11 protein-coding genes are annotated in these 14,157 nt (G+C 40.2%); 7 read left to right on the forward strand and 4 right to left on the reverse strand.

All coding sequences use genetic code 11. The features are described from left to right. Nucleotides 1–4 precede the first annotated feature (4 nt). From ACT29I_RS10875 to ACT29I_RS10895, 5 genes are all read left to right on the forward strand, one after another. A complete protein-coding gene (locus ACT29I_RS10875; protein ID WP_444793424.1) occupies nucleotides 5–2,320 on the forward strand; it encodes a chondroitinase-B domain-containing protein in 2,316 nt (771 codons plus the stop codon). 497 nt (nucleotides 2,321–2,817) lie between these two features. After that, the gene (locus tag ACT29I_RS10880) at nucleotides 2,818–3,678 is read left to right on the forward strand and encodes a hypothetical protein (protein WP_430935632.1); all 861 of its coding nucleotides are present in this window, start codon (nucleotides 2,818–2,820) and stop codon (nucleotides 3,676–3,678) included. Between the two features lie 221 nt (nucleotides 3,679–3,899). After that, on the forward strand, nucleotides 3,900–4,772 hold the full coding sequence (locus tag ACT29I_RS10885) for a hypothetical protein (RefSeq protein WP_444793425.1): 873 nt from the start codon (nucleotides 3,900–3,902) through the stop codon (nucleotides 4,770–4,772). A gap of 246 nt (nucleotides 4,773–5,018) precedes the next feature. Then, nucleotides 5,019–5,297 (forward strand): hypothetical protein, encoded by a 279-nt coding sequence (locus tag ACT29I_RS10890; protein ID WP_444793426.1) that lies wholly within the window; start codon nucleotides 5,019–5,021, stop codon nucleotides 5,295–5,297. Between the two features lie 67 nt (nucleotides 5,298–5,364). Next, nucleotides 5,365–6,369 carry a sugar kinase gene (locus ACT29I_RS10895; RefSeq protein ID WP_444793427.1) on the forward strand — a complete coding sequence of 335 codons (1,005 nt, stop codon included), beginning with the start codon at nucleotides 5,365–5,367 and terminating at the stop codon, nucleotides 6,367–6,369. A 35-nt stretch (nucleotides 6,370–6,404) separates the two neighbouring features. Here ACT29I_RS10895 and ACT29I_RS10900 read toward each other — a convergent pair whose 3' ends face one another. The 3 genes from ACT29I_RS10900 to ACT29I_RS10910 all read right to left on the reverse strand — a co-directional run bounded on the left by ACT29I_RS10900 (nucleotide 6,405) and on the right by ACT29I_RS10910 (nucleotide 11,566). Further along, complete coding sequence (locus ACT29I_RS10900) at nucleotides 6,405–9,017, reverse strand: DUF5916 domain-containing protein (protein WP_444793428.1); 2,613 nt, start codon at nucleotides 9,015–9,017, stop codon at nucleotides 6,405–6,407. Nucleotides 9,018–9,315: 298 nt separating this feature from the next. Continuing rightward, nucleotides 9,316–9,891, reverse strand: coding sequence for an outer membrane beta-barrel protein (locus ACT29I_RS10905; protein ID WP_430935622.1), 576 nt, complete (start codon nucleotides 9,889–9,891; stop codon nucleotides 9,316–9,318). Between the two features lie 94 nt (nucleotides 9,892–9,985). Continuing rightward, nucleotides 9,986–11,566 (reverse strand): ArnT family glycosyltransferase, encoded by a 1,581-nt coding sequence (locus tag ACT29I_RS10910; RefSeq protein ID WP_430935620.1) that lies wholly within the window; start codon nucleotides 11,564–11,566, stop codon nucleotides 9,986–9,988. Nucleotides 11,567–11,864: 298 nt separating this feature from the next. On the opposite strand from ACT29I_RS10910, the gene panB reads away from it, so the two are divergent. Next, complete coding sequence (gene panB, locus ACT29I_RS10915; RefSeq protein ID WP_430935618.1) at nucleotides 11,865–12,683, forward strand: 3-methyl-2-oxobutanoate hydroxymethyltransferase; 819 nt, start codon at nucleotides 11,865–11,867, stop codon at nucleotides 12,681–12,683. A gap of 76 nt (nucleotides 12,684–12,759) precedes the next feature. Continuing rightward, complete coding sequence (locus ACT29I_RS10920; protein ID WP_430935616.1) at nucleotides 12,760–13,437, forward strand: RluA family pseudouridine synthase; 678 nt, start codon at nucleotides 12,760–12,762, stop codon at nucleotides 13,435–13,437. 89 nt (nucleotides 13,438–13,526) lie between these two features. Here ACT29I_RS10920 and ACT29I_RS10925 read toward each other — a convergent pair whose 3' ends face one another. After that, the gene (locus ACT29I_RS10925) at nucleotides 13,527–14,009 is read right to left on the reverse strand and encodes a cytidine deaminase (RefSeq protein ID WP_430935614.1); all 483 of its coding nucleotides are present in this window, start codon (nucleotides 14,007–14,009) and stop codon (nucleotides 13,527–13,529) included. Between the last annotated feature and the right edge of the window lie 148 nt (nucleotides 14,010–14,157).

A 14,157-nucleotide genomic window follows, 5' to 3' on the forward strand; every position in this document is an offset into this window, starting at 1 on the left:
TAATATGAAGCACATACTACTATTACTTGCTGCATTCGCCATCCTTATCAGTTGCCAACAAACAGAGTCCAATAAAAAGGTATTGGTTTCAAATGCTGATGAGTTGAACGAGGCTATCTCAAATGCCCTGCCAGGAACCGAAATCATAATGGCTAATGGCAAATGGAATGATGTTCAGATTAGGTTCGTCGGAAACGGAACTAAAAGTCAGCCCGTTACGCTCCGGGCCGAAACTCCGGGTGAGATGATCATCCAGGGCAAATCTGATTTGAAGTTGGGCGGGGAATATCTGGTGGTGGAAGGACTTTATTTTACCCGTGGATCTTCCCCATCCGGTTCTGTTATCCAGTTCTTTATCAATAATGATACGCTTGCCAATAACAGCCGGGTCACCAATTGCGTGATCAAGGATTTTAACAAAGCCCAGCGGAACATGACGGATTATTGGGTGTTGTTCAAGGGGCGATACAACCAGCTCGATCACTGCTATTTGGCAGGAAAATCGAATAAAGGCCCGACTATTAGAATCAATTTATCGGGTACTCAAAGCGTTAAAAATTACCACAAAATCAACAATAATTATTTTGGTCCAAGGCCTCCGAAAGGTGGGCCTAGTGCCGAAACGATCCAGCTTGGTAGTAGTGGAAATTCCATGACGCCAAGCCATACCATAGTCGAGAACAACTTTTTCGATCGATGCAACGGCGAAGTAGAGGTCATTTCCAGCAAATCCAACTTCAATAAATTTAGAAACAATGTTTTCTATAAAAGCCAGGGATCACTGGTAACGCGGCATGGAAATTACTGTAAGGTGGATGGCAATTGTTTTATAGGTGATGACGATTCTCCTCAGGTGGGGGGCGTTCGCCTGATCGGGACCGGGCACTGGGTAACCAATAACTATTTCTACAATCTCCGAGGCGGGATATTCAGAGCCCCGCTTGCGCTTATGAACGGAATTCGACGACCGGCTGTAAACAGGTATTTTCAAGTAACCGACGTGGTGGTTGCCTACAATACCTGGGTCAACTGCAAATCGCCATGGCAGTTTGGTGTAGGATCAAATGTGGATCAAAAGGATGTACTTCCTCCTTCCGAAATCAGATCCGAAACACCTATTCGGACACTTATTGCCAATAACGTTATTTACAATGATGAAGGGGATCAGATGCCCATCCTTCGTTACGATTCCATAGATGGGATAGATTTTCGAAGCAACGTGATCAACAACCAGGGAGTCGCCTTCAAAGGAGTTGAAGGACTTGAAGAAAAGGAATTCACACTAAACAAAGTGGAAGAAAATATCTGGGTTCCTGCGTCGGGCCTTAGTGATGTAGAAGTACATTATGGATTTGAGTTTGATCAAATCACCAGGGATATGTTAGGGAATTCCCGGACAGAAAACAATTCAATTGGGGCCATCAACGGAGCCGTCATACGGAAAACCAATATAATGAAACCATCGCGGTACGGCCCTAAATGGTACGACCGAACACCCCTTGTGCCAGATTCAAAAATCCATTCGGTAAGTACCTCGAAGGAGTTGGCCGAGGCAGTGGTGAATGCGAGTGAAGGCGATATTATTGAATTATCATCGGAGCGATATGAAATAAGTTCTTCAATGAAAATCAACAAAAAGCTCACGCTACAATCGGCTGACTCTGTGCGCAAATCGACGATTTCATATATCGGAGAGGCTGAAACTCCCGCCTTCGAAATGAACCCGAAAGGCCAGCTGATTTTAAAATCCGTCATTCTCAGGGGATCAGGTCGTAATTACGCATTTGCCAGCCTGAAAGAAAATATGTCCAGCCATTACAATCTGACAGTAAAAGATACGGAAGTAGAAAACTTTGATTATGTGCTCAAAGCATACAAGTACTCATTTTCTGAGTATATCAAGTTTAATTTTGCAGTCATAAAAAACTGTAACAACGGACTGGAGCTTTCCAGTGAAGATGACGATAAAGGCGATTATAATGCTGAAAACATTTATATCGTCAATAGCCATTTTGAGGGTGTCGACCAAAATGTTGTCGACTATTATCGAGGAGGGTATGATGAATCTACTGTTGGAGGAAACCTGGTGATTACGGGTAGTACATTTACAAAAAGTGGAGGAAGAGAGAAGAATGGTATATTAATCAACACTTTTGGTATCGTTAATGTGGATCTTTCCGGAAACACATTTAGGAATAACAAAGTGAAACTAGTGGCGAGGCTTTGGGGCGCCAAGAATAATTCACATGCGGACAATGTTATCGAGAACTCGGGAAACCTGGTTGTGGAACAAAACCTTCCGCTCAAGTTGATGTACTAGGAATTATGAAAGGCGTATTTCCAGGTCACAAGTAGGCATTACCTGACTAATGAACATTATTCATTGTTTAAAGTACCGGTGAATATCCTGTATTCTGCGATGGCACTTTATAGCTTGGTATTTTAATTGCGTAATAACCTGCCAGCCGGCAGCCCCATGTCAATAAGTTAAGCTTTTTGTTATTTGCAATTATTATAAACCTGGCAATAATAGGTAGTTCAACCCGCAATATGCATTAGAAATTCTATTACACATTGAAATTACTTTAAAATACGACACTTCGTTGCATCACTTCAACTCACCAGAACGATGCTCCGAAAGTAATCGGGACAAGTTATGCCTCGTTTCAGTAATGCCTTGTTTTATTGTATTTGCAATGCGCATGACGAACCTCCAATACATAATCCGGGTTCAAATACTTGAGAGAGGAAGAAGCAAAGGGATCAATTGTGCATCAGCACAGCGTTAGCAATTATTTGTAATTTATTAATTTAGTTATGGTTTCATCAATATCAATTCGCGTCAGGGCTATACGGATTGTAGCCGCCTTATTCATAATTGGTTTATTGGCCACCGTTTCCTGTGACCAAGTCAGAAGTCCCTGGATTAAAATAGATGATTTTGAGTCGCCAGACCCAATGGCAAACTGGACGTTGATGGATACCCAAAACGAGACCAATCCCAAAGTTGAAAACCCGCAAGTCACTGAAGTTCGCCGCAATGATGGAGAAACAAATAATTATCTCATTAAGAAACCAGCTGCCGAGGGGATAGTTGGAAATAGAAAAGCAATTAGCTATAGAAAACTACCTGTCTCAATAAATGTTGGCGAGACTTACACCTTCTATGTAAGGTTGAATGTTGAATATTTCCCAAACAATCATGTGTTTGGCTTAAGCAACATGGAACCTGAGGGGATCGTAAAACACGCCTACAATGCAATGGAACCCAGCCTGCGGGTAACTGATAGGTATGACCCGAACATAGCGTATAAAAACGATGGCACGCTGCTGGTTCGTAAGGATTCGTGGTACGATAAAATTTACAACCACCATGCTGACAGGTCAGCCAAGCCGATGGAAACCGATATTTGGTATGAGGTTTGGTGTGTTGTTAATAACGGTAAAAAATCGGATGGCGGTCAGAGCTATGACGTGTACATCCGAGGTGGCGAAGAGTTTCCGGAGCAGCAAAAAGTATATGTTGGTGCTGACTTTCGAATGAAACGAGAGCTGCCTATCATCTACTTCCAGGCTACCTGCAACACAGGTCCCGTAGATAAGCCGTATGGAAATGGCGGTTTGAGATACGATGATTTGTACATGGCCAAAGGAGTCGTCCTGACCAAACCGTATTAATTAACTAATCCTTTGAAATGAGCCTTGCAGGGATCAGCAACAGAAGGAGTTTGTCCGAATAGGGCTAAAACAAGCGGTTGGCATTTGTACCACTCGAAGAAAACATGTCTTCGGCATACCATCTGGTCGTTGGAAATGATGTGATTGAAATTCGGCGACACATTGGGTTTATATTAATATCTTAGCAAAGTATTATACAAGAAAAAATAATAGTCCAAATCATGAATATATTAAAGTTTTCACGAAAGAAAGTTATAGGGATTTATTTCGCCTTGGGTATCATTGTCATGTCATATTGTTCATGCGCGAGATCATCTGAAATTGTGGTTCGGGATTTACAGATGCAAATACCGTCGGGCATGCATACATTTACCGAAGAACTGCTGATAGGTGAAATTGCGGATACAAAGATTGAACACGTGGCCTATGTGGGGCCAACAGAGCAAACCATCACACTGTCGGACAAGAATGTAACCATGTTCTTGTTTATAAAAGGTAATGGAACCCTCCATGCGGATTCGATGACATATGGCCTGGTGCCGGAATCCATTGCGATTCCTTTTGACGAGATCAGCAATTTACAGTTTGAGGTTCCTGCAGGGGAAGAACTGCATTTTGTGCGGTTTACCAAAAAATTATCTGATCAAGATATCGAAGATATGAACAATTTCCCGGAGGAAAACAAATATAATCTCTTTTTTACCCGATTTGCTGATTGCGAGTCCTATACCGAGAAGATAAAGAGTCCGAATACGATCAGTCGAACAGTACTGCCTGCCGATATTGTTCCCCGCGTTGCGTTAGGAACCGTAGAGGCGCCGGGACCCGATGAAGTAGGGGCCCACAAACATGCCATGCTCGACCAGTTGTTTTTGGGTTTAACCGATAATGATTTTGTTGTACATGCCGATGGAGCCTCCGCTCAGCTTAAAGAGTATGCTTTGTTACATATTCCAATTGGATCGAGCCATTGGGTAAGTGTCGAAGAAAACAAAAAGATGTATTATATGTGGATGGATTTTTTCCTGACAAAAGAGGGACAGGAATGGCTTAAGACACATAAGCCGGTGAGTACGGATAAAAATGATTATTAGCAAGAAGAAAATAAAAAATGGGTATAGTTGTCCTTTTTTTTGCCATTTCCAGTAACCATTCATAATTGATATTTCAGGTAAATGCCTTAGATTGGGAAAATTACATTGATGCGCAGTGGCATTACTCCAACAATGAGTGGATTGGGACAATTACTGCCAAAGCTGGTTTTGTGATGACCAGACATACCTATAAGGTTTTTTGTTGGAGGTGGAGTGTAGTGACGGAAAGCTAAAAGATCGATTCTTATGATCGTTATCTTATCTTTTACCTATGATTTTGCGCCCCAACAAAAGTGCTGCAGTATTCGATTTATTTATAAAAAGCATCGTTTAAAAACAGGTTTTTCGTTTGATATTCTATCTTTAATTGGCTATATTAGAATTGGCTGTGGACTTATGATACTTTTTAAAATTTCGATGGATTCTTCCCAAATGAATGCGCATCGATTGGCAAGTTTTGAATGGGTTGTGTTTCAATATCGAAACAGAGGGTTCGGAAATGGCAAAGTATGTATCGGTGCCTAAAGTAAGGGAACTTATCTTAATTGATGGATGAAAACAACCGACTCAACCAAAAATAAAACGTAATAGTATGGCTAAGAAAGTGATAACATTTGGTGAAGTAATGATGCGTTTGTCACCACCGGGTTATTTAAAATTTTCGCAAGCTACTTCTTTCGAACTTGTTTATGGAGGTGGTGAGGCGAATGTGGCAATTTCGTGTGCCTATTTAGGCATGAAAGCAGCCCATGTAACCCGTTTCCCGGATAATGCGCTTGGAAGAGCGGCCACTCAATTTTTACGGAAGCATTGGTTAAGTACCGCACACGTGTTTTATGGCGAGAACATGATGGGCATATATTTTCTGGAAAAAGGTGCCGTGCATAGACCCAGTGAAGTAATTTATGGAAGGGAGGGGTCTGCATTTTCGTTGATACAGCCGTCGATGGTGGATTGGGAACATGTCCTTAAAGACGCCGATTGGTTCCATTGGACAGGTATCACCCCGGCCATTTCGGAAGGGGCTGCGATGTGCTGCCTGGATGCCATTAAAACAGCAAACAGATTGGGAATAACGGTTTCAGGGGATATTAATTCGCGCAGCAATATGTGGAAGTATGGGAAAACCATGCAAGAGGTTATGCCGGAGTTGGTGCAAAATTGTGATATTGTGATTACCAGCAGTCGTGGTATACGCAGTATGTTTGGGCTCGGTCAACCGGAGGATAAATTTCGGGTTTCAGCCAAGAACTTAATGGATACTTTTCCGAGAATAAATAAAGTCGTGGGTAAAACCAGAAAATCCTTAAGTGCTTCCCACCAACAAATACAGGGTAAAATGTGGAACGGACAGGAGTATATCAAAACCGAAATGTTGGACATAACACATGTGATAGATCGCGTTGGTACCGGTGATGCCTTTGCCTCTGGTTTGATCTACGGGTTGTTGCACTATGATGATGATATGCAAGCTTTGAATTTTGCTTCAGCTGCCTGCGCACTAAAACATACGGTTCCCGGAGATGTAAATATGGTGTCTCTGGAAAACGTGTTGAGTTTAATGGAAGGGGACACTTCGGGATCAATAAGAAGGTAGCGTTTGAGGATGGAAATGGGAAATAACACTGGGTATCATATAGAAAACCAATAACTAAATTTAATCATAAACACATCACTTGGCCTGGCTGCAAACAGATTAAGCAGCGAGTCATGAATTTTTGGTTTTCTGATGTTTTCATTTCTTGTTTGCTCGTGCGACCATACCAAATAAAATACCGAACCCAGCTTGTATTCCCAGCGAAATATAAGATTGGATCGAAACTGCGCAAAGGAAAAATCCGGGTTGTCCATGGTAAACGTCTCCGCGTTCGTCTCGTTAAAAGTATACACCTCCTTACCGGTATCATAGGCGTATTCGTTGGTCTTATAATGATGAAATCTTTCTGAACGGTTTTTCGATCCGGCATTGTTCACTCTTTTAAAATCTGTATAAGCACCTATCGAATAATACGGACTGCCGTAATACTGGATAGATAGTTCGGGGCTTAAATAATACTCTATACGTAAAGTTGTTAATAATATATCTCTATCCATAGTCGCGGCCATGTAAAGTACATTATCTCCCAGCTCAATATCTTCAATGTACTGATAGTTCTCAAAATTCTTTTCGTAATCGAAATCCAGACCTATGTAGAGTTGATTGACGGGGTGATAATTTATACCTCCGCCAAAATGATAGTATTTGGTTGGAAAACCGAATGAATGCCAGTAACCGGAATTTACAAAATATGAAAAATCTTTAGCGCTGTTCGATTCAACCTCAACCTCAGCACCAGCATAGCTGTCCTTCAAAAGGGCCGGGCCGCCCCTGAGTACCCTGGTATCGAACGATGGCAACACCAGTTCACCCTTGAACTCGGTATTATACAAATTTTGAAACTGGACATTAGCTTCCAGTCCAACCCTGTTATCCATAATTTCACCTCCAAAACTACTATTTATTCTGTTATCAATCTCAAACTCATATTTCCTGAGAAAACCAGAAGATTCGATGCTTTCATAATTTATCCAGGCTTGTTGTTCCACCTTATCGGACACACGGACGAAACCAATGTCGTTTATATTAAATTGTGGCGACCAAAAACTCGACTTAAAGCCATATTTTAACTGACCTCCTTGTTTGCCAATTCTTATTGTAGCCCCTGTTCCGCTTAGGTTTGTGCGCAGGGTATCGTACGTTAGGTGTTCCGCATCCGGTCGTTGAAACCGGTGCAAATGAGATTCCTGCAAATCTTTGATAGATGCTTGACTCCCCGAGATATGACTTCCGGTTAGTTTTACGGTAAAAAAGTAATTCTTGTCCTGCCAATATTTTGTAAAATCAATACCTCCCGATGTAGCGTTATCCGTGAAGTTGTTTTTCAACACTTGCTCATCATTATTTCGGACCACGGAGTTAAAGCTTATCCCATAAATGGTATTCGCGTTATTAAGCTCTTTTTTTATACGGCCGGCAAAATAATTTGTCAGGGGTTCTAATGTTACTGTTCTTGCCCCCTCGTCGGAATAAATTTTCCCAAACTCTTTTCCAGTAACACTGTTCATCAGGCCAACTAACAAACCGTTTGAGGTTCTTCCGCTTAGTTTGGCTGACCCTAATATGGTAGTGTTCTCAGGTAAATCGGAATATTCCCCTTCTTGGGTATCCGGTTTATACCCTGGCAGGCTTCCCACACGTCTTGTATAAAAAAAGCGGTCCTGGTCAATATTGAAATCAAAGATATCCCTTCCTTCCAGGAAAAACGGTCGTTTCTCGTCAAATCGGGTCTCGTAAGCTGTAAGGTTTAACTCGGATGGATCAGCTTCAACCTGACCGAAATCCGGGTTTATGGTTGCGTCAAGAGTAAAGTTCGAAGAAATACCGATTTTGGCATCCAAGCCCCCATTTAACCCTGTGTGCCATTTACCGATATAAGGATTCTGCTGGTCACCTTTGTAATCCAATTTAACCGACGCATAAGGGAGAAGCTCCACCTGGCGCGATGACCTGATACGCTCAATGCCATTAAGTTCACCAAATAAATATACCATAGCGGAGGCATCCTGGGGGATCAACTGCCAATGGCTCTCTTCCTGTTCGCGATCAATCCAGCGCCACACATGCATGCCCCAAATTTTCCGGTTGCCTTTGTTATATCGCAACTGGCTAAATGGGATTTGTATTTCGGCTGTCCACCCCGAGTCCGCTAAAGAGGTAGCCGCATCCCAAATTGCGTTCCAGTTCAGGTCTTGGCTTTTATCGCCGTAATGTTTCAAATCTATTTTCTGGCCGGCCGCCGTCACATTAAATTCAAAAGCCGTACGCTGGTCGTAGTAACTGTCAAAGGCTATACCTACCGCATCCCCCGAAAACTTGTCCCTTCTATCCAGTATACGTCTTATCTTGTCCGGTTCGGTATCCATGCATTTTATGGCCACATAAATATAATCGCGGTCATAAAGTACCTTTATGTAGGTTTCCTGGGATGGATCACCCCCTGAATTGGGGAATTGCTGCGTAAAATCACCATCCCAAACACCCTGGTTCCAGCATTCGTCGTCAAGCTTGCCATCAATTCTGGGTGCATGGTCAATCCGATGGGTTGTGTATTGTCGTTTTTTATTTTCTTCTCTATTAGCCGGGTAAAGAAGTAAACATATCAATAACTGAAAAGAAATGAAAAGTAACTTCAAGTTGAATTGCATAAGTCATTGACTAAATATTTGAAAATAGAATTGGACATTTGCTCATTCAGTCACTTTATCATCTTTGGCAGTTATTGATTGCGAATCGCATTTTTTCTGGTTAAACTGCCCTTCTAAAGAAACCCATACCAGACAATAATACCGGTATTTATCACTACATAACAACCTTCAGAACTCATCCCCAAAAATAATAAGCTAAAAGTTATAAAAATATTTTCGAATCTACACTATAGTATCAAGATCATCATGTTATGCCAGTTAATATAACTACGGGATATCTTTAAATTAACTTTCGTGCTTACAACCTCCAGTTTACACCAACGCTAAAGTAACTTACCCCAAAGCCAAGTTCGGCGAAGGCGCCAATATTCTTGTTGAAACCATATCGGATGCCCGCAAACAGATCGGTAGCCAACGTGGTATCATTATCTTTCACGTTGTTTTGTGTGTTGGGATTTGTGTATTTGGCCCTTTCGAACTTTAGTCCCAGAAAAGCACCGCCATAAACATCAATATTTCTCCATTCCTGACTTCCGGTCAAATCCACCATGTCAAAATGATAGACAGCTCTTGGACCAATTAAAGTTTGGCTATAGTCAACCGAAAAGGATGTGTTTAGAATACTGTTGTTGTATTCGCCACCGGCCATAGACAGTAATCCGCCAACGCCAATATAACCCATGCCAATTTTGTCGCTTAACCCATATTCATAGTGGATTGTAATAGCGGGGGACTGGGAAGTGTACATGTTGTCATTCATAGAAGGGACGCCAACAGCAATGCCAATGTCTTGTTGTTCAAAAGTTAATGGTTGGGCATTAATGGATATTGTAATTAAAAAGAAAGTAACTACTGAAATAATAATTGTCTTCATGATTTAATAATTAAAGTGTGTGTTGTTTAAATTCCAAGTTTTGCATAAAAATAAACGACCTAAATTAAAATTTATACATTTTTTAATGTGATTTTTATTCCTCTGTAACTTTATAAACTTTAATAGTATCAATTGGAGTGTGTAAAAGACACCATACAGGGTTTCTATTGCCAGAGGCATATAAGCCAGCATTGCTCACGTAAAAGAAAGTTTCTATTCCTGGCTGCTCATAGTATGCCAGAACAAGTTTTTTGGGAATAGAATCGGGAAGGGGGTATCTAGTCACCTGCGATGGGTAAATCAGATAATCGCCAGGTTTTAGTTTCGAATAATTAGCATCAAATTGTTTCAGTTTATTTTTATTGGCATACCATTGCCAACCCCAATGACCGGTATAGTATATGTTTTTATGCATAGGTAGTTGAAGTTTATTTTGTACAACTCGATAAAAATTAGCGAAATGCCAATCGGAAATACCAAGAGCAAGACCTAAAGCTACAGATGTTATAATTGAGATGTATTTGATGGCCTTTCCCGCATGTGTGAATAATGGATCCCCGAGAATAAGAAGGAAAGGTAATAGCAATAATATATGTCGCGTTGCCATAAAAGGAGCAAAAAGTACTAAAAACGTGCAGATGCTAATTGCATAGATAAATATGTCAGGATGAGGCGAGAGAACAGAGTTCTTATTTCTTGTTTTAATAAGCATTAATAAACGGCTATAGATAGGAGACAATGCTATCAGGCCATTTATACCAAAAAGAACCACTAAAACTATTTTTTGAAGTTGATATTTTATAGGAGAGTACAAAGACCATAGGATCCATACCAATCCGATTGCAATTACCGCATATAATTTATTGTCTGTATTTTTGAATGGCTTATAAGCTGAAATAAAAGCCAAGGAAAAAGGAGATATTGCACCGATGCATATCAAAAAAGAAGTTACTATTTTAGGATGAAAAGAATTGGCAGGTCGGTCTAGAATATGAACAGAACCATAATCGAAGTAATTAAAAAACGACCAGGTTAAAATAACAGATATAGGAATAAGAAATGCCAGAAGGTACTTATAGTCTTTTCGCAAGATTATTATTAAACCTAATGCGCCAAGAAAAGGTAATGTACTATATTTAATCATTATCCCTAAAGATAGAAGTATAGCACTGAACCAATAGTAATGTTTTTTATCTGGGTTTAGGGCTACTAAAGAATAGTAACAACTAAATAATATCAAGGACAAAATAGGAATGTCAGTCATTACATTCTGGTTCACGATTAAGGGAGTTGAAAGTCCAAATAATACGAGTAGGTAGTGTTTGTTTTTTACATTTAATGAGTTTATAATTTTGTTAAATGCTATTAAGCTAATTAAGACGAAAATAGACATTAGGATATGTAAACTTATTTCGGAGAAACCGAATATGTTGGTATAGATGGCTAACAAATAAAAAAATAAAGGGGGTTGATTAAAAGAATATAATGGACTTGAAGTTCCATACCAATTGATTAAGCCATGCATTGCTTTCTCGTGGTTTTGTTGAATAAGTTGAGCAGCTTCTAAATGAAAGGTATCATCGATATGGAAAGCTTTATTTATATTAAAAGCAGTTAGAACTATAAATATAAATATCAGTAGTAAAACACTGGTGTTTTTTTTATACGAAAACATAAAACTAAAGTAATAAAATCAATTTAGAACGGCAGAATCAACAAATGAACCCATTTTGAAAATAAAACCAAGGTATAAACTTACAATTTGCATATTCAATGGCAACATTACAACGAGTTTGTATGATATTTTAGTCTTAATAAGTAATAGAATTCTTTTTTTTAAAGGGTATAAAATTACCTTTTAAACGACGCAAAATACAATTTATTTATTTTAAGCGTAACTGTTTTCAAATTTCTTGCCAAGTGCAGCCAACAATTTATTAACTTTGCCGCGTCAAACACAAAAATCATTAATCATGTCGGTAGCGATGAATCGCCAAAGAAAGGTGACCACTCACGTGTTGAGTGAAATGAAGCACAATAAAGAAAAAATTGCCATGTTGACAGCCTATGACTTTTCATTGGCTAAAATTGTTGATCAGGCAGGAGTTGATGTTATTCTGGTGGGTGATTCAGCTTCGAATGTGATGGCTGGATGGGAGACTACATTGCCAATAACGTTAGATCAGATGATATATCATGGCGCTTCAGTAGTTCGTGGTGTAAACAGAGCATTGGTGGTAGTAGATATGCCTTTTGGTACCTATCAGGGTAATTCAAAGGAGGCCTTGTCGTCGGCTATTCGAATTATGAAGGAAACGGCAGCTGACACCGTTAAGTTGGAAGGTGGAGCCGAAGTGGTTGAATGTATCTCAAGAATATTGTCCGCTGGTATTCCTGTGATGGGCCATCTTGGATTGACACCACAATCTATTCATAAATTTGGCACTTATACCGTAAGAGCCAAACAGGAAGAAGAAGCTAAAAAACTGATTGAAGATGCACATTTGCTGCAAGAGGCCGGTTGTTATGCTATTGTGTTGGAGAAAATACCTGCGGATTTGGCCAGGAGGGTGGCAGATGAGCTGACGATTCCAATAATTGGTATTGGAGCGGGTAGTGGAGTAGATGGCCAAGTACTGGTATTACATGATATGCTGGGCATCAACCAGGAGTTTTCACCACGATTTTTGCGCAGATACCATAACTTGTTTGCCGAGATCAGCGGAGCTGTAGGTAACTATATAGAGGACGTTAAATCCGTAGACTTCCCCAACGAACGGGAACAATATTAATTACAGTCATCAGCAAATGGTTATCAGTGAACAATGAAACTGCTAACTGCTAACTGCTAACTGCTAACTGAAAAAAATGGAAATACTTTTTGAAGACAATCATATTATTGCCGTTAATAAATCGAACGCTGAAATAGTTCAGGGTGATAAAACCGGCGACGAGGCCTTATCGGATAAGGTGAAGGCCTATGTTAAAAATAAATACAATAAACCAGGTGATGTATATTTGGGTGTGGTGCACCGTATCGACCGTCCGGTAAGTGGTGTAGTGCTTTTTGCCCGTACCAGCAAAGCGGCAACCCGTTTAAGTAAGATGTTTCTTGAAAAACAGATTAAGAAAACCTATTGGGCCATTGTTAAAAACCTGCCGGAACAAGATTCGGGAAAGTTGACCCATCATTTGATCAAGAATCAGGAGAAAAACCGTTCCAGTGCCTATGATACGCCTCGTAAGAATTCTAAAGAAGCGGTGTTAAATTATAAACTGATTTCCAGTTCGGCCAATTATCATATGTTGGAAATTGATTTGGAAACAGGGAGGCATCATCAAATCCGTTGTCAACTGGCAAAGATCGGTTGTCCCATAAAAGGCGATTTAAAATATGGTGCGCCTCGCTCCAACAAGGGTGGAGGCATTAATCTTCATGCCCGAAGAATAGAATTCGAACACCCCGTAAAAAAAGAGCTTGTGGTTATTGAAGCTCCCGTCCCCAAAGAAGATCCGCTTTGGCGGGAATTTGAGAATGTTGTTTAACAGTTATCAGTCTCCGGTTCAAAGTCATTCGCTATTGGGTATCATTTACCAGCTACGACAGTCAACAGCAGACTAAAAACTACCTACTGTTATTCCAAATCTTTCCCGTTAAAATATAAAGGCATCATATCTTTGGCAGAATCCACTACCCATATTTCAGAACTGCTATCTAAAATGGTCTTAATGCTGTTGTGGAAACGGGTTTCGGTTTCTAACATCACTTGGCGGCATGAACCGCAGGGGGAGAGAGGGGTGGATACCAGATTCCCTTTTTTTATGGCAGTCACGGCCATGGATTTTACGGCCACATCGGGGTATTGGGCATTCGCCCAAAAAATAGCCGTTCGTTCGGCACAAATACCTGATGGATAGGCTGCGTTTTCTTGGTTGTTGCCGGTGACAACTTCTCCATTTTCGAGCAATAGAGCTGCACCTACTTTAAAGTTTGAATAAGGAGAATATGAATTTTCAGCTGCCTCTCTGGCTTTGTTTAAAAGTTCAATTTCTTCGTCGGGGAGTTCTTGAATATTGTTGTATTGCTTAATTTTTGTAACGATTTTTAAAAGCTTCATATTTTTCTATTTGTTTCAAAAGTAGTATTAATGCAACATAATCACAATTTTACGTTTTAATTATTGGAATGATTGTTGAAATCGGTAATAACAGATTTGGGATAATTCAACTGAATAAAGAAAGTCTTGAAACTGAATCATCAATTTT

Source organism: Saccharicrinis sp. GN24d3, from assembly GCF_052400645.1.
Classification (GTDB): domain Bacteria; phylum Bacteroidota; class Bacteroidia; order Bacteroidales; family Marinilabiliaceae; genus Saccharicrinis.